The sequence below is a fragment of the Bradyrhizobium sp. CCBAU 45394 genome (assembly GCF_028128655.1).
In the GTDB taxonomy this organism is placed as follows: domain Bacteria; phylum Pseudomonadota; class Alphaproteobacteria; order Rhizobiales; family Xanthobacteraceae; genus Bradyrhizobium; species Bradyrhizobium diazoefficiens.
Genome location: NZ_LBIX01000177.1, coordinates 245,787 through 260,295, shown reverse-complemented (window position 1 = coordinate 260,295; position 14,509 = coordinate 245,787). Strand labels below are relative to the sequence as shown.

The following is a 14,509-nucleotide window of genomic DNA, read 5'->3' as shown; positions in this document are numbered from 1 at the left end:
TATGCCAGATGGCCGTCAGGGCGGCGGGTCTCAGGCTTGCACCGAAGATACCAGGGATATAGGCGCACAAACCCCGGAAGGAAGACGGCCGGACGCCGTCAGGGCAGCACCTCTCTCCGCTCGCCGAGCCGCAGGTCGAGCTCGGCGCGCTTATCCGCGAGCAGGCCGGCCTGGGCGGCCTCGATCACGGTAAACAGCTCGTGGGCGTCGCTGAGTCGGGTCACGGTGACGTAACTGGCACCGGCCTCGTAGAGCTCGCCGACATCCGACAAAAGATCGGCCGTAGCCACGATCATGGCGGTCGGGTTGAGGGTGCGGACGTGGCGGACCAGCTTCTCGTTGCTGGCGCCCTTGAGAAGCGCATCCGGCACGCTGAGGATGATCATCTCGGACTTGCCGACGCCGGCATGGAGCAGCGTGTCCGCGCTGCTGATGTCGCCATAGATCACGTGCAGGCCGCGTGAAAGCAGGGTCTGGTACACATTGGGGTTGAAATCGACCACCGTGATCTGCTCGAGCAGCACCGGCGCCTGCCGTTCGATCTCGGCCAGCAGCGCGCTAGCCGCGCGGAAAAAGCCCAGGATGACGATGCGGCGGGCCTCGCCATGGCCGCCCTCGTGGCCCTCCTCGGCATGGCCGTTGCCGTGATCGAGATCGCGCAGGCCGATCCGCTTCAACGGGCCGATCGCCCAGCGGGCGATCTCGTCGCTGCGCGTCATCACGAAGGTCGAGAGCACGGCCAGCACCACGAAGGCGAAGGAGGCCGCGTTCGCCGTTTCGGCTGCGATGTGGTTGTCGGTGACGCCGGTCTGGATCACGACCAGCGAGAACTCGGAGATCTGCGCGAGGTTCAGGGCCGGCAACAGGCTGGCACGCAGCCCCTGCTTCATCAGGTAGAGCGGCGTGAAGGTCGTGACGAGCCGGCTCACCACCGTGAACGCCGCGATCATCAAGGCAAGCCCGATCACGGAGAGGCCGGGCACGGGAATGGTCATGCCGAGCGCGACGAAGAACAGCGTGATGAAGAAGTCGCGCAGCGTGGTGACCTTGGCGGTGACGTCGAGCGCATAGGGAAAGGTCGAAAGCGAGACGCCGGCGATCAGGGCGCCCATCTCGCGCGACAGCGACAGCCGCTCCGCGGTCTCGGCCACGAGGAAGCACCAGGCGAGCGCGCCGAGCAGGATCAGTTCGGGCCGGCGGGCGATCTGGTGGAACAGGCGCGGCAGCACATAGCGGCTGACCAGCAGCGCGGCGGCGACCAGCACCGCGACGCGGCCGATCGAGAGCAGGATGACGCTCACTTGCAGATTGGCAAGACTCGGCTGCACCGCCAGGAACAGGATGGCGAAGATGTCCTGGAGCACCAGCACGCCGAGCGTGATGCGGCCGGGCAGCGTGTCGAGCTCGCGCTTCTCGTAGAGCACCTTGACGATGATGACGGTGCTCGACAGCGCGCAGGCGATACAGAGATAGACCGCGTCGAAATGCCCGCCGCCGAGCGACAGGCCGATGCCGGCGAAAAACAGGACCCCGAGCAGGCAGCCGCCGAGCAGCTGGCCGCCCGCCGCGAACAGGATCACCTTTCCCGCCCGCACGATCTTCTTCAGGTCGATCTCCAGCCCGATCATGAACAGCATGAAGATCAGGCCGAGCTCGGAGATGACGCTGATCGATTCCTGCGATTTGACCCAGCCGGCGCCGAATGGACCTATGCAGAAGCCGGCGATAAGGTAGGCCAGGATCAGCGGTTGCCGGGAGAAATGGGCGAGCAGGCCCAGCATCCAGGCAAACAGGATACAGAGAGTGATGTCGCGAATAAGCTCATGCATGCCAAATTGGTCCGTTTTGCCGCACCCTAGAGACAGGTTGCGCCGCGGCAAGCGAGCAATTCGTCACATGCGGATCGTGCTCTGGCTGATAGCCGTGCTAGCTCCGTTCGCGTTCGCCTTGCCGGCCGCGGCGCAATTCAAGGTCAATATCGAACAAAACTTTGCCGATTCGCTCACTGTGCTGCCGAAAGAGGAGCTCGCCGTCGCCGGCGGGTTCTATGTGCCGGCCTATTCCAGCGTCGCGATGAGCCAGGGCAAGCTGCGCGTCGACTTCTCGGTGACCTTGAGCGTTCACAACGCCTCCGAGAGCCAGCCGCTGGTGGTCAAGCGCATCGCCTATTTCGACACCGCAGGCAAACAGGTCGAGAGCTATCTGAAAGCGCCGGTGGCCTTGAAGCCCCTCGCCACCGTCTCGATTTTCATTCCGACCGACGACGTGCGCGGCGGGACCGGGGCCAATTTCATTGTCGACTGGGCCGCAACGGGCGACATCGCCGAGCCGGTGGTCGAGGCCTTGATGGTTGGCGGCGTCGCCAATGCGCATTACGCTTTCATCAGCCAGGGCCGTCCGACCCGGACGGCCACAAAGAAGTAGAGACCGACCGACCCGGACGGTCAGCAAGACGTAAAGCAGGTCGGCGCAAAGCCGGCCGCTCAACAAGAACAAAACGAGGAACGCTCCCATGACGTCCAGCTTCGATTTCGCGCCCCTGTTTCCCGCAGGGCTGCCGGCCCCTTCCGCGCGCTGGACGGGCCTTGCCAAATACAGCTTTGTCGGCGGCAACAATGATTCCGAGCAGGTGCCGCTGGATGAGCTGATCGAGGCGGCCAACCTCGCCCTGCAACGCGAGGGCCGATCGCTCGCCACTTACGGTCTGTCGCACGGGCCGCAAGGCTACCTGCCGCTGCGCGAATTCCTCGTAACAAAACTGAAGCGCGATGCCGGCATCAACTGCACGGTCGACGATCTCCTGATCGTCTCGGGCTCGCTCCAGGCGCTCGACCTCGTCAACAATACGCTGCTCGCCCGCGGCGATACCGTGATCTTCGAGCAGGACAGCTATCAGGGCTCGCTGAACCGTCTGGCACGGCTCGGCGTCAACGTAGCAGGCATTCCGCTCGATGCGGACGGCATGCGCATGGACGTGCTGGCCACGACGCTGGCCGACTTGAAGAGCCGCGGCATCCGCCCAAAATACATCTACACTATCCCGACTGTGCAGAACCCGACCGGCAGCATCATGCCGGAGAGCCGCCGCGCCGAGCTGGTGCGGCTCGCGGCCGAGTATGGGGTGCCGATCTTCGAGGATGACTGCTATGCCGATCTCGTCTGGTCGGGACAGCGGCCGCCGGCGATTTATGCGATGAGCCCGAACGGCGGCGTGATCCACATCGGTTCGTTCTCGAAATCGATCGCGCCGGCGCTGCGCGTCGGCTTCATCGTCGCGCCCTGGGATGTGATGTCGCTGATGCTGTCGCTGAAGACGGATGCCGGCTCCGGTGCGCTGGAGCAGATGGTGCTGGCGGCCTATTGCAAGCCGCATTTCGCAAGCCACGTGCCGGCTCTGACGAAGACGCTGCGCACCAAGCTCGATACGCTGATGGAAGCCCTCAATGAGCAGTTCGGAACGGCGGCGGAGTTCGAGGAGCCCAAGGGCGGCATCTTCCTGTGGGTGAAGCTGCCCGACCAGGTCGATACGCTGAAGCTCTATCAGGCCGCGCTTGCCGCCGGTGTCTCGATCAATCCGGGGCCGGAATGGTCCACCAGCAAGAGCCATTCCAGCTCACGCCTGCGGCTGTGCTTTGCCAGCCCGACGCATCAGCAGATCCGCGAGGGCGTCGCTGTGCTGGCCGAGGTCTGCCGCAAGGAGTTCGGCGTGCCGGCCCGCAGCGCCAATGTGGAGAAGCGGGCTTAACGCCTCGTCAAGCCGCCTGGGGCTGGCTGCCGTGGATCGCGGAGGCCAGCCGCAGCAACAGGACGATCGAGACGTTGCCCTTGCCTGCCTCAATCTGGGCGATATAGCGCTCGGAAATCCCGGAGCGGCGGGCCAGCTCCCGGCGCGAGAGGTCGCAGCGCGTGCGCGAGGACTTCAAGCGGTCGCCCAGCTCGGCCAGAAACGCGGTCTCCGAATAAGGCGGCACGGCACAGCTCCCCGGCAGCACTTCGCCCGCAAAATCCATGACTTGATTCAGCATTGGTCTATCCACGTTCGCCTTCGGGAGCAGCCATCCTACCCCCGATACGGCCGGCCTCATTGACGCGGATCAAATTCGCGAGCGATCGGCGGCTGGCGTGGACGACCGCGGGCGGGATGCTACACTTTGGAATTCTTCGAGGTGGGGCCTTTCAGGACATGACGCGTTGGTTGAGCCGCTGGACCACGGCGGCGGTGGTGTGGGTCGCGTTCACGTCCACGGCCGGTGCCGAGACGCTTGCGGCGACGGTCGAACAATGGGGCCTGCTCGGCTCATGGGCGGTCGATTGCGCGGCGCGGCCCGACCGCGACAGGGGGGCGCTCCTGACTTACGAGATCCAGAAGGACGGCCGGGTGATGTACCGGCGCAATTTCGGCGAGGCCAAGGACGAGAACGAAGTCGTGTCCGCCACGGTCAACGCCGAGGGCCTGCTCAATGTGATGGTGTACTTTCCATCGCTGCATCAGACCCGCGAGTTCGGGCTGCTGCTGGCCAAGGACGGCAGCCTGCGCGCGATCTACAATCGCAGCGAGCGCGGCGCATATACGATCAGGGACGGCAAATACGTCGCCACGGGCGCGCCGACACCTGCGCAGCAACGCTGCGATTGAGCATCTGAACATCCGTTCAGAATTCTCTGCCAGTTCCTCCGGAACGTTCGCGCGAATGCGCGGTTCTCATGTGCATTGAGTTGGAGGAGGACATCATGAAGAAGCTTGGTTATGTGGTTGCTGCTCTCGGCGCGCTCGCGATCATTGCACCGACGATGGCGAGTGCCGAAACGGTGGTGATCAGGAACGGCCACCATGGCTACGGTTACGGTGCCCGCGCCGAAATGCGCGAGCATCGTGATCATGGCTGGCATCGCGGCTGGCACCATCGCGATCGTGTCGTCGTGGTCAAGCGAAGCCATCACCACTGGGACTAACGCGCAACGCAACATCGAAATGGCCCCTCGCGGGGCCATTTCTTTGCGTTCGCGACGTGCTTATGGTCAGTCCCACGCCGGCGCAAAGCCGGGATTGACGCAACGTCTGTCCTTCGGTAGCGCTGCGATCTTGTTGCGGTCGGCATCGTCGAGCGTGATCTTCAGCGCATCGAGATTGGCCTGCTGGCTCTCGCGGCGCGAGGCCTTCGGGATCGCCGCAACGCCGCCCTGGTCGAGCAGCCATTTCAGCGCAACCTGTGCAGCGGTCGCGTTGTGCCTGGCGCCGATCTCCGCCAGCACCGGATCGGAGGCAACGCGTCCCTGCGCCAGCGGGCAATAGGCGACCAGCGGGATCGACCTGGCATTGAGATAGGCCAGCACCTTCGATTGATCGAGCATCGCGTGATATTCGATCTGGTTGCAGGCGATCGGCGCCCTGATGTCCTCGACCGCGATCTTGAGCAGCGCCGTGGTGAAATTGGCAACGCCAATCGCCCGCGTGCGTCCCTCCTCCTTCAGCTTCATCAAGGTCTCGAACACCGCGCCCCAGTTCGCAGACTTGGACGGCCAGTGCACGAGATAGAGATCGACGTGGTCGAGCCGGAGCTTCTTCAGGCTGGCGTCGAAGGCCCGCCGGATCGCATCCGGCGCCAAATTCTCGTGCCAGACCTTCGTGGTGACGTGCAACTCACCGCGCGGCAGCCGGGCCGCGGCGAGCGCGGCGCCGATGGGTTCCTCGTTGGCGTACATTTCGGCCGTGTCGATGTGGCGGTAGCCGACCGACAGCGCGCTCTCGACCGCGGCGCGGCAGGCGTCGCCCTGCATGCGAAAGGTGCCGAGGCCGAGCTTGGGCATGCTGATGCCCTGTGTGTTCAGATTGTCCATAAAACAGGCTCCTAATGTATTTCAGCCCGCGAGATGCCCGCGGTGAGGCCGCGGGGACAGACTCTTCGTTGATGGAAAAGAGGTGGCGGGAGCAGTCAGTGTAGCGCGGGAGACGCGGAGCGGCCAATCAAGATCGGGTTAGCGTCGGCGCACTGAGTGCCTCCCCAACGTCATGACCGGGGCTTGACCCGGTCATCCACGACTTGCCCCTTGGCACGCAGAACGTGGATGCCCGGGACGTCTAGCGCGAAGACGCGCTTCGCGCTCCTGCCCGGGCATGACGAACCGGCCTCACGAATGCTGCGCGACCACGGCCGGGCGCGCCTGCGACTGCGGCACGATGTCGACCGACCAGAGGTCGCGGTTGTCGACGTCTTTCAGCGTCACGGTCATCACGCCGCTCGCGCCATCGATGTCGACGCGGCCGAAGAACTGCAATCCGAAGCAGGGCGCGAGGTTCTCGCCCTGCGCTTCGCTGCATCCGTTCTGGTACATCGCGACCGGACCAAAAGTGTCGTCGAGTTCGCCCGGGCCCCAGGTGCCGGCATGCAGCGGGCCGGAGACGAACTCCCAGAACGGTTCGAAGTCCTGGAATTGCGCCCTATTGGGATCGTAGTAGTGCGCGGCGGTGTAGTGCATGTCGGCGGTGAGCCAGACGACGTTGCGCACGCCGGCGCGCCCGATGGAGCCGAGCAGATCGGCGATCTCGTGCTCGCGTCTATCAGGCGGCCCATTGCCGAGCGCGACCGCGTCGAGACTGATCAGGCCGATCGGCAGGTCGGCGGCGATCACCTTCCAGGTCGCGCGCGAGGCGGCCAGCTCCCGCTTCAGCCAGGCCAGCTGCTCGGCGCCGAGAATCCAGCCGCGATGGTCGGCGCCCTTGTTCCAGGTCTCATCCCGAAAACTGCGCATGTCGATCATGAAGACGTCGAGCAGCGGACCGTAAGCGATCTTGCGATAGACCCGCCCCTGCCGTGCGCCGATGTCGCGGATCGGCATGAAGTCGAAGAAGGCGCGGCGGGCGCGCGCGACCAGGCGCGGCGTGCCGTCGTCCTCATAACCGGCCTCGTCATAGCTGCCGGACGGTGACCAGTCGTTGGTGACCTCGTGATCGTCCCACTGCGCGAACATCGGCACATTCGCGTGGAAATCGCGAAAATGCTCGTCGAGATGATTGTATTTGTAGTTGCCGCGAAACTGCGCCAGCGTGTGCGCGACCTCCGATTTTTCCTCCGTGACGATGTTGCGCCAGGTCTCGCCGCTCGGCAGCTTCTGCTCGGATGGAATCGTGCAGTCGGCGTAGATATGGTCACCGGAGTGAATGAAGAAGTCAGGGCGATTGTCGAGCATGGTGCGATAGCTGCGATAGCCGCCGCGCGAGATGTCGATGCCCCAGCCCTGCCCCGCGGTGTCGCCGGACCACAGGAACGAGATCGATTGCCCTGCGGCCGGCGCAGTGCGGAAATGGCCGACGCGGCTTTCGCCGGCGATGCCGGTCGCGATGTCATCGAAGCGGACGCGATAGAAGATGTCCTGGCCCGGCGGCAGATCGCTCAGCAGCAGCTTCGAGGTGAAGTCGGCGTCGGGCCGCGCGTCGCCGGAGGCCGCGGTAACAATGGTCTTGAAACTCTCGACGGTCGAGCATTCCACCTGCATGCGCGCGGCCCGGTCGGTGCGCGCCCAGATCACGGCGGAGCCGTCCGAGACGTCGCCGGACTGGATGCCGCCGGCGATCTGCGGGCGGTCGGCGGCACGGCTGATGGATGGCTTTGCGAGCGCGGCCAAGGCGAGGCCGGAGGTGGAGCGGACCAGGAATTGCCGCCGGGTCCATGCGCGCGGGGCGCGGAGCGTTGCCATTCAGGAGACCTTCGTCGAATCGCGACGGAAGGTGCCTGCGCTCCTTGACTCCTACCCTTACGGTTTCTTGACTCCGCGCCTACGGTTTTGCGACGCGGGGATGACGGGTGAGATGCAGCCCCGAGCGCGGTGCGCTCCCTCGCCCCGTTCTTACGGGGTGAGGGGCCTCTCTCCACAGGTGAGATCATCGATGGACCTGTACCCCCTCACCCGGATTGCTTCGCAATCCGACCTCTCCCCGCAAGCGGGGAGAGGTGAAGAAGGCGCGTCGTCGCGGCTAACGCTGCCAGTTGCAGATGCCGCCGGAGCGGCACGGCCAGGTCTGGATGCGGGTATCCCTCGCCTGCGCATCCAACGGATTGCCGTGGCGATGCGCGAGTTTGGTCCGGGCCGCACCACGCGGCTGCGCGGCCTTGACGTGCGCGGCCTTCGGTTCGGCCACGTGCACGCGTTCGGCCGCGACCTTCTTCGGCACGTCAACCGGCTCGGCACGGGCCTGCGCCTCGTTGCCGCCGCGGGCCTCTAACGCGACCGGTGCGAACCGCGTCTCCGGCCCGAGCCGCTTCGGCGACAACACCGCCTTGGACAGATCGAGACCGAAATATTCATCGGGCTTATAGTCATCAGCGCGCGATGCGCCGCCCCATGCGAGCACGAGGGCAACGGCAACAGCAAAATGAGCGCTCTTCAGGACCACGGACGCCTCCTGAAATTGATTTATTAAAGGGGTAATTTGCCCCTATTTAGGAAGCCTCGCGCGCAATTCCAGCGGTCAAGTCCCACCGTGGTTAAGAAGTTCGGCGGTGTTCAGGCGACCTTTCGTGTCGCACCCGTCCCGTCCAGGAACCCCATCAGGCGGCCGCGGATGATGGTTTCCGCCTCACTCATGATGCGATCGACGAGTTCCTTGCAGGAGGGAATGTCGTGGATGAGGCCTGCGACCATGCCGCAGCTCCAGGCGCCCGCATCCATCTGCCCGTCCAGCATGATCCTGGGATAGACACCCGCGACCTGGTCGTGGATGTCGTCGATGGTGAGCTTGTCGCCCTTCTCGCGCTCGATCTCGAGCAGACGATCGACATTGGCGTTCTTCAGGACGCGTTCGGTGTTGCGCAAGCTCCGCATGATCAGACGGGTGTCGAGCTCGGTGGCGGCGACCAGCGCGTTCTTCACGTTCTGATGCACCGGCGCTTCCTTGGTCGCGATGAAGCGCGTGCCCATGTTCATGCCGGCCGCGCCCAGCGACAGCGCCGCGACGAGGCTGCGCCCGTCAGCCATGCCGCCGGAGGCGACGAACGGGATCTTCAATTCCTCCGCCGCGCGCGGCAGCAGGATCATGTTCGGAATGTCGTCCTCGCCGGGATGGCCGCCGCACTCAAAGCCGTCGACGCTGACGGCATCGCAGCCGATCCGCTCGGCCTTCAGCGAATGGCGAACTGACGTGCATTTATGGATCACCTTGATGCCAGCCGCCTTAAGTGCCGGCATATACTGTTCCGGGCTGCGACCCGCAGTCTCCACCGCCTTGACGCCGCCTTCGACAATGGCCGCGATGTATTCCGGATAAGGCGGTGCCGAGAAGGCCGGCAGAAACGTGAGGTTCACGCCGAACGGCTTGTCGGTCATGTCGCGGCAGCGCGCGATCTCTTTCGCCAGCAGCTCCGGTGTCTTCTGCGTGAGGCCGGTGATGATGCCGAGCCCGCCGGCATTCGAGACGGCGGCAGCCAGCTCGGCAAAGCCGACGAAATGCATGCCGCCCTGGATGATGGGGTGCTCGATGCCGAACAGTTCGGTGATCGCGGTCTTCACGTAGGCTTCCTCCCGGATTTCGGTTTGCTTGGGATCAGTCTAGCCGCAGTCTCGTGCCGCGGTCACCATTTCTCTCCGAAGGGCCGGATCTCCATCTCGAATGTCCAAGCGCTCTTCGGCTGCTGGTAGAGCTGCCAATAGGAATCGGCCACGGCCGACGGCGGCATCAGCAGGTCGGGATTGTCGAGCGCGTTCGGGCCGAGCGCTTCGAGCCGGCGCTGCCGCACCCACTCGGTGTCAACACCGGAATCGATGATGAGATGGGCGACGTGGATGTTCTTCGGCCCAAGCTCGCGCGCCATCGCCTGCGCCACCGCACGCAGACCAAACTTTGCGCTGGCGAACGCGGCAAAGCCGCTGCCGCCACGCAAGGAGGCCGTTGCGCCAGTGAAGAAGATTTTGCCGCCGCCGCGCGGAAGCATCAGCCGCGCAGCTTCCCGGCCTGCCAGGAAGCCGGAATAGCAGGCCATCTCCCAGACTTTACGGAACACGCGCTCGGTGGTGTCGAGTATCGGGAAATTGACGTTGGCGCCGACGTTGAAGATGCAAACTTCCAGCGGCGCGTGCTTGTCGGCGTCATCGAGGAAGGAGATGACCTCTTCCTCCTTGCGCGCATCGAGCGAGCGCGCGTGGATTTCGCCACCGGCGTCCTCGATGTCCTTCACCAGCGGCGCGAGCTTGTCGCCGTTGCGGCGGCCGGCGAAGATCGAAAAACCTTCGGCGGCGAATTTCTTCGCGATTTCGGAGCCGATGAAATCGCCGGCCCCGATCACGGCAGCTGTCGCGTTTCGCTTGGACAAGGTCGCCTCCTCCGGTGCGGATATGTTTGGAGCAAAGGCTATAGTTCTAAAATAGAACTGTCAAATTGCGAGGCAGAATGCTAGTCTCATGTGCAAATTGCACTGATCATTCAAGTCAGTTCCTTTTTCTGACTTACTACGCCTGCGTCGGAGACCGCATCATGAAGTGGGACACGCTGGACGAAGAGTCCTGCTCGCTCTCCCGCACCGTCGCCGTGGTCGGCGACCGCTGGACGCTTCTGATCCTGCGCGAATGCTTTTTGCGCGTGCGACGGTTCGAGGGATTCCAGTCCTCGCTCCAGATCACACGGCATCTTCTGTCGGAGCGGCTGAAGAAGCTGGTCCGTTTCGGCATCCTGCGCCGCGTCCCCTATTCCGAGGCGCCCAAGCGCTACGAATACATCCTGACGCAGAAGGGCCTCGACCTCTACCCGATCATCATGGCGATGGTGCATTGGGGCGACACCCACATGGGCGACGAGCGCGGTCGCCCGATGCTGCATGAGCACAAAACTTGCGGCAAGCTGTTCGACCCGGTGATGGTGTGCTCGGAGTGCGGCGAGGTGCTGCATGCAAAGCAGGTGCATGTGCATGCGGGGCCCGGGCGGAGGGAAACGGTGGGCTGAGCGGCGCTGGCGCGCGCAGCACTGCCGCCGTGAGATCATCGGCACGGTTGACGATCGCGGGCGAAAGCGCGGTGCCGATGCCGCGCTCTTCATTCGTGATACTTTCAGCCTCGGCGCACCTTGGTCAGTGCGTCTTGGTGGCTTGCCATTTTTCCAGATCGGGCTTCGCCTCGCCCGATCGCTGCTCCTTCTCCGGATTTCCCTTCCAGGGCTTGTCCGTCTGGGCGTGCGATCCCCAATCGTTCTGATGACGGGGATCGTCGGTGGGCTTTTCCTTGCTCATCGGATCTCCTCTGGTGCGGGGCCTACGCGAAGGGAACGCCATAGTAGGAGTTGATGCCGCGCACCGCCGCATCGTCACCCCAGTTCCAATCGCTCTGCTCACCATATTTCGGCGCGCCTTGCAGCTCCTTGGCTGTAATCCCCGTCACGTAGCCACCGAGATCGGTGTCGTACTTCAGGGACTGCCAAGGCAAGGGATAGTGGTCATTGCCGACGCCCAAAAATCCACCGAAGCCGAGCACCGCGTAGGACACCTTGCCGCTGATCTTGTCGATCATCACCCGCTCGATTGAACCGATCTTGTTGCGATCCGCGCCATAGACCGACGTTCCCTCGACCCTGTCGCTGCCGATCAACCGGCCCATTTCGCTGCGGTCCAGTTCGCGTTGATTCAACATCTCATTTCTCCACTCAGCCAGTGCGTGGACCAACCGGTTCCGATTGTGATCGTTCCAAATTGGGTTCGGTTCGGCGACTCATCAGGAACATCGCCGGAAACGAGCGGTTCTCTGAGTCTTTAAAGGAAATGAACCATGAGCGACTTTCGCGACATCCAGCACGGCGTCAACGATCCTGTCGATGGGCTCGACGTGAAGCGGCACATCAACTCCACCCAGACACCGCATGAGCGTGCGCAGCACCATGCCGACGTACGGTCAGCGCCGTCGGCCTCGCCGGAAGAACCGTTCCTGCCGGAGCGATTGCGGCGCAAGCCGACCGACCCCATCAATCCGCGTAACGGCCGCAATCCGGCCGACTAGCCGGAGCGGCTGCTGCGGCAATGGACGCTGGCGAAACCGATCCACAAGCGCAGGATGCGGGCACGGCAATGGCCGAACAGGTCCTGCGCTTCATCGCTGGGTGGGCACCATCGGCGCATTCGTCGCTGCCGTCGCAACCTGGGCCGCGGTCTCCGTGTCGATCTGGTGGCTGAGGCGAAAGCTTCGCATCGCTTCCCGACGCTCAACGTCCTGATGCCGGCCGCGGTCAGCGAGGCACCAGAGCTTCCCGCGGCATCAGGAATTCAAACATCTCGGCCGCGGTCTGAAGCTGCTCGATGCGCGCGGCAACGGAATCGCGCTGAACGCCGACCGGCAAGCTCGCAAGCTCATGCTCGAGCCGTAGCCTGTGCGCGTCGAGACGTTGCGCGAATGTGTGGGGCTCAGACCGTCTTCGCATCGTCCGTCCTCGGGGGTTGCAGGCCCGGGCTGTTGGCCCAGCGCTCGACTTGCTCAATGACCTTCTGATGGCTTGGACGCACCGGCCTTTGTGCTTCGCGTTCCTCAGAAAGCTTGCGGGGTAACCTGACCTCGTCCGTCATGACGCATCTCCCTTTCCCTATGAGAATGCGCCTCCGCGCGAAACGTTTCAACTAACCTATTGATTTATTTAGACTATATTGCTCAACTGGCGCTTTTTTGGACTCCTATGGAACTCGCGGCAAGTTGGCCGGTTTAGCAAATTACTCATCTTGCTCAATTTGCGTGATTGACCATGAACGACCTTCGCGCCGAGCGGCTCCAAGTCATGCTTTCCCCGGAAGAGCTGGCCGCAGTGGATGATTTCCGGTTCAAGCACCGCATGCCAACGCGTGCCGCAGCGGTACGCGAACTGCTCAAATTCGGACTCGCAGCCGCGGGCATCGAGACGAGCATCGACCCGTCAACGGGCGTCAAATCAAGCGAGTTTGGTGTATTTGGCCGGGGGCCAGACGGACACGCCCCAGGAAAATCCGAGAACGACGCCGAGGATTGATTCGATCGGCCTCGCAAGACAGAACGACCCCGGCACAGTGGGGTGCCAGGGCCGTCCTTGGAGATTGCTTCCGGCGCACCGGGGGCATGACAACCGGAAGCAATCCGTCGACTCTTCGCGCAGGGATTCGTTCCTTGCGAGAACTAGCCTGTCGGGGCGTCGCCGGAATCGTCCGGCATCACGCCGGATCCCGGCGTCTTGTTGTTGTCGTTGAGCTTGGGATCGCGCGTCGCCTCGCGCGACGGCGAGCCCTTCGATCCCGTCTTGTGCGAGCCCGTCTTGTGCGCGGTCTGCGCACGCTGCTTGTCGCGCGGTTGATCCTCCGCGCGCTGATCCCTGACGATACCGTGGTCGGAATGCGCCATGATGTCCTCTCGCTTCTCCAGATGTCCCGAAGCGCTTACGCACCGGCGCGTCGAATGTTCCGGTTCAGGCGAGAGGCCGCGGCGCTAGCTATGCGCCGCATGCACCGCAGCCGATGCGTTCTCCAGATGCACCTGCCGCACCGTCGTCACCGTCGCGAACGCCACCGAGACGCCAAAAGCGAGAATGAGTGAAAGAAGAGCAAGACGTGGAGCCATTGCAAAATCTCCTTCTGGAATCGAAAATCAACGCGATTGACTGTTCCCGAATGATCCTGGATTGGTCACTTGCATTCCGTGCGCGGCGTCACACCCAAACGAGAGCGCCTATGCATCCTGCTTTTGGGAGGCACGGGTCGTTACGGGCGGAATTTCGCCATCAAGCCAGTCCTGTTCTGTCGCGAGCGCGGTCCAGGCGTCTGCCATGCGCAAATAGCGCTTATAGGCAGGTTGCCCTTCCGCCCGCTCGGCGAGTTGCAAGCAGTTGTCGGCGTTGTCCCTGTAAATGTCAGACTGTTTCATGAATCATGACGTGGGGACGGAACTGTCGCGTCGCAACCGCCCTTACCGGATCGTAACGTTCAGGGAACCTTGCACGCCATCGGTCATTGATATCGATGCGAGTTCTTGTCGCGATCATCCTGATGTTCATCAGCACCGCAGCGCTTGCCGATAGCACCGGCGAGCGAAGGCCGGGCGAACGCGTGCCGACGGCGACCGATGTCATCAACGGCCTCTACGCGTTCAGCCGCTTCCAGCAGGGCCTGCTGGAAAGCACCGACCTGAAGGGCAACGCGGAGATGAAGAACCTCGCCGCCCTGCGCGCCGAGGAAGCGGCGAAACGCGACAAAGCGTTGAAGGACATACAAGAGGCGATCGGCGCTGAGCCGCGCGTCGGCAAGACAACGGCGAGCACAGGCGTCGCCGAGCCCGACAATTCGGACGGACCGGCCTACGTCCGAACCTTCTATGCCGCGCAGATCCCTGAATATGAATCCACCATTGGCCTGCTCGAGCACTATCTCAAAGCTCCCGACAACGCCGCACTAGCCGCCTTTGCCCACGGCCAGCTGCCGGTGCTGCGTTCGCAGATGAAGGATGCTGAGCGGACGATGGCAGACAAATAGCCCCTTTCGTCCTTCGTCCGCCGCCGCCCGTGGTGCCCGCCCCGCCGATTGGC

The 14,509-nt window shown here is 63.6% G+C and carries 22 protein-coding genes; 8 read left to right on the top strand and 14 right to left on the bottom strand.

Annotated features, from left to right (window positions below):
• Positions 1–98 precede the first annotated feature (98 nt).
• Entirely contained in the window at positions 99–1,829 is a 1,731-nt protein-coding gene (locus WN73_RS42045) for a cation:proton antiporter (protein WP_060910913.1), read from the bottom strand.
• Positions 1,830–1,896: 67 nt separating this feature from the next.
• On the opposite strand from WN73_RS42045, the gene WN73_RS42040 reads away from it, so the two are divergent.
• On the top strand, positions 1,897–2,424 hold the full coding sequence (locus WN73_RS42040; protein ID WP_271558452.1) for a DUF3124 domain-containing protein: 528 nt from the start codon (positions 1,897–1,899) through the stop codon (positions 2,422–2,424).
• Positions 2,425–2,512: 88 nt separating this feature from the next.
• Positions 2,513–3,745, top strand: coding sequence for an aminotransferase-like domain-containing protein (locus WN73_RS42035; RefSeq protein WP_271558172.1), 1,233 nt, complete (start codon positions 2,513–2,515; stop codon positions 3,743–3,745).
• Positions 3,746–3,752: 7 nt separating this feature from the next.
• Here the strand turns inward: WN73_RS42035 and WN73_RS42030 are convergent, their stop codons facing one another.
• Positions 3,753–4,025: a helix-turn-helix domain-containing protein gene (locus WN73_RS42030; RefSeq protein WP_028175357.1), complete on the bottom strand. Its 273-nt coding sequence runs from the start codon at positions 4,023–4,025 to the stop codon at positions 3,753–3,755.
• 158 nt (positions 4,026–4,183) lie between these two features.
• Between WN73_RS42030 and WN73_RS42025 the strand changes: the two genes are divergently transcribed.
• Positions 4,184–4,636, top strand: coding sequence for a hypothetical protein (locus tag WN73_RS42025; protein WP_038965896.1), 453 nt, complete (start codon positions 4,184–4,186; stop codon positions 4,634–4,636).
• Positions 4,637–4,731: 95 nt separating this feature from the next.
• The gene (locus tag WN73_RS42020; RefSeq protein ID WP_028175359.1) at positions 4,732–4,953 is read left to right on the top strand and encodes a hypothetical protein; all 222 of its coding nucleotides are present in this window, start codon (positions 4,732–4,734) and stop codon (positions 4,951–4,953) included.
• A gap of 66 nt (positions 4,954–5,019) precedes the next feature.
• On the opposite strand, the gene WN73_RS42015 is transcribed toward WN73_RS42020, so the two are convergent.
• The 5 genes from WN73_RS42015 to WN73_RS41995 form a co-directional block, all read right to left on the bottom strand.
• A complete protein-coding gene (locus tag WN73_RS42015) occupies positions 5,020–5,838 on the bottom strand; it encodes an aldo/keto reductase (RefSeq protein ID WP_271558171.1) in 819 nt (272 codons plus the stop codon).
• 291 nt (positions 5,839–6,129) lie between these two features.
• Entirely contained in the window at positions 6,130–7,695 is a 1,566-nt protein-coding gene (locus WN73_RS42010; RefSeq protein WP_271558169.1) for an alkaline phosphatase D family protein, read from the bottom strand.
• A 277-nt stretch (positions 7,696–7,972) separates the two neighbouring features.
• Positions 7,973–8,392, bottom strand: a complete 420-nt coding sequence (locus WN73_RS42005; protein ID WP_028175362.1) for a hypothetical protein — start codon at positions 8,390–8,392, stop codon at positions 7,973–7,975.
• A 110-nt stretch (positions 8,393–8,502) separates the two neighbouring features.
• On the bottom strand, positions 8,503–9,504 hold the full coding sequence (locus tag WN73_RS42000; protein ID WP_011085392.1) for an NAD(P)H-dependent flavin oxidoreductase: 1,002 nt from the start codon (positions 9,502–9,504) through the stop codon (positions 8,503–8,505).
• 62 nt (positions 9,505–9,566) lie between these two features.
• Positions 9,567–10,304: an SDR family oxidoreductase gene (locus WN73_RS41995; protein WP_271558166.1), complete on the bottom strand. Its 738-nt coding sequence runs from the start codon at positions 10,302–10,304 to the stop codon at positions 9,567–9,569.
• A 161-nt stretch (positions 10,305–10,465) separates the two neighbouring features.
• Between WN73_RS41995 and WN73_RS41990 the strand changes: the two genes are divergently transcribed.
• Positions 10,466–10,930: a winged helix-turn-helix transcriptional regulator gene (locus tag WN73_RS41990; RefSeq protein WP_028175364.1), complete on the top strand. Its 465-nt coding sequence runs from the start codon at positions 10,466–10,468 to the stop codon at positions 10,928–10,930.
• Between the two features lie 124 nt (positions 10,931–11,054).
• Here the strand turns inward: WN73_RS41990 and WN73_RS41985 are convergent, their stop codons facing one another.
• Positions 11,055–11,213, bottom strand: coding sequence for a hypothetical protein (locus WN73_RS41985; RefSeq protein ID WP_271558164.1), 159 nt, complete (start codon positions 11,211–11,213; stop codon positions 11,055–11,057).
• A 22-nt stretch (positions 11,214–11,235) separates the two neighbouring features.
• The gene (locus WN73_RS41980) at positions 11,236–11,610 is read right to left on the bottom strand and encodes a PRC-barrel domain-containing protein (RefSeq protein WP_011085389.1); all 375 of its coding nucleotides are present in this window, start codon (positions 11,608–11,610) and stop codon (positions 11,236–11,238) included.
• A gap of 135 nt (positions 11,611–11,745) precedes the next feature.
• On the opposite strand from WN73_RS41980, the gene WN73_RS41975 reads away from it, so the two are divergent.
• Positions 11,746–11,973 (top strand): hypothetical protein, encoded by a 228-nt coding sequence (locus WN73_RS41975; protein WP_271558162.1) that lies wholly within the window; start codon positions 11,746–11,748, stop codon positions 11,971–11,973.
• A 226-nt stretch (positions 11,974–12,199) separates the two neighbouring features.
• On the opposite strand, the gene WN73_RS41970 is transcribed toward WN73_RS41975, so the two are convergent.
• Complete coding sequence (locus WN73_RS41970) at positions 12,200–12,391, bottom strand: hypothetical protein (RefSeq protein ID WP_060910906.1); 192 nt, start codon at positions 12,389–12,391, stop codon at positions 12,200–12,202.
• Positions 12,375–12,533, bottom strand: coding sequence for a hypothetical protein (locus WN73_RS41965; RefSeq protein ID WP_165448144.1), 159 nt, complete (start codon positions 12,531–12,533; stop codon positions 12,375–12,377). The genes WN73_RS41970 and WN73_RS41965 overlap by 17 nt, the downstream gene beginning before the upstream one ends.
• Positions 12,534–12,706: 173 nt before the next feature.
• Here WN73_RS41965 and WN73_RS41960 point away from each other — a divergent pair, with 173 nt between their 5' ends.
• Positions 12,707–12,967 (top strand): hypothetical protein, encoded by a 261-nt coding sequence (locus tag WN73_RS41960; RefSeq protein ID WP_028175367.1) that lies wholly within the window; start codon positions 12,707–12,709, stop codon positions 12,965–12,967.
• A 143-nt stretch (positions 12,968–13,110) separates the two neighbouring features.
• Here WN73_RS41960 and WN73_RS41955 read toward each other — a convergent pair whose 3' ends face one another.
• From WN73_RS41955 to WN73_RS41945, 3 genes are all read right to left on the bottom strand, one after another.
• A complete protein-coding gene (locus WN73_RS41955) occupies positions 13,111–13,332 on the bottom strand; it encodes a hypothetical protein (protein ID WP_011085387.1) in 222 nt (73 codons plus the stop codon).
• Positions 13,333–13,416: 84 nt separating this feature from the next.
• Positions 13,417–13,548, bottom strand: a complete 132-nt coding sequence (locus tag WN73_RS41950; protein ID WP_257787559.1) for a hypothetical protein — start codon at positions 13,546–13,548, stop codon at positions 13,417–13,419.
• Positions 13,549–13,656: 108 nt separating this feature from the next.
• Positions 13,657–13,851: a hypothetical protein gene (locus WN73_RS41945; RefSeq protein WP_028175368.1), complete on the bottom strand. Its 195-nt coding sequence runs from the start codon at positions 13,849–13,851 to the stop codon at positions 13,657–13,659.
• Between the two features lie 95 nt (positions 13,852–13,946).
• Here WN73_RS41945 and WN73_RS41940 point away from each other — a divergent pair, with 95 nt between their 5' ends.
• Positions 13,947–14,456: a DUF4142 domain-containing protein gene (locus WN73_RS41940; RefSeq protein WP_161536034.1), complete on the top strand. Its 510-nt coding sequence runs from the start codon at positions 13,947–13,949 to the stop codon at positions 14,454–14,456.
• Positions 14,457–14,509: the final 53 nt, after the last annotated feature.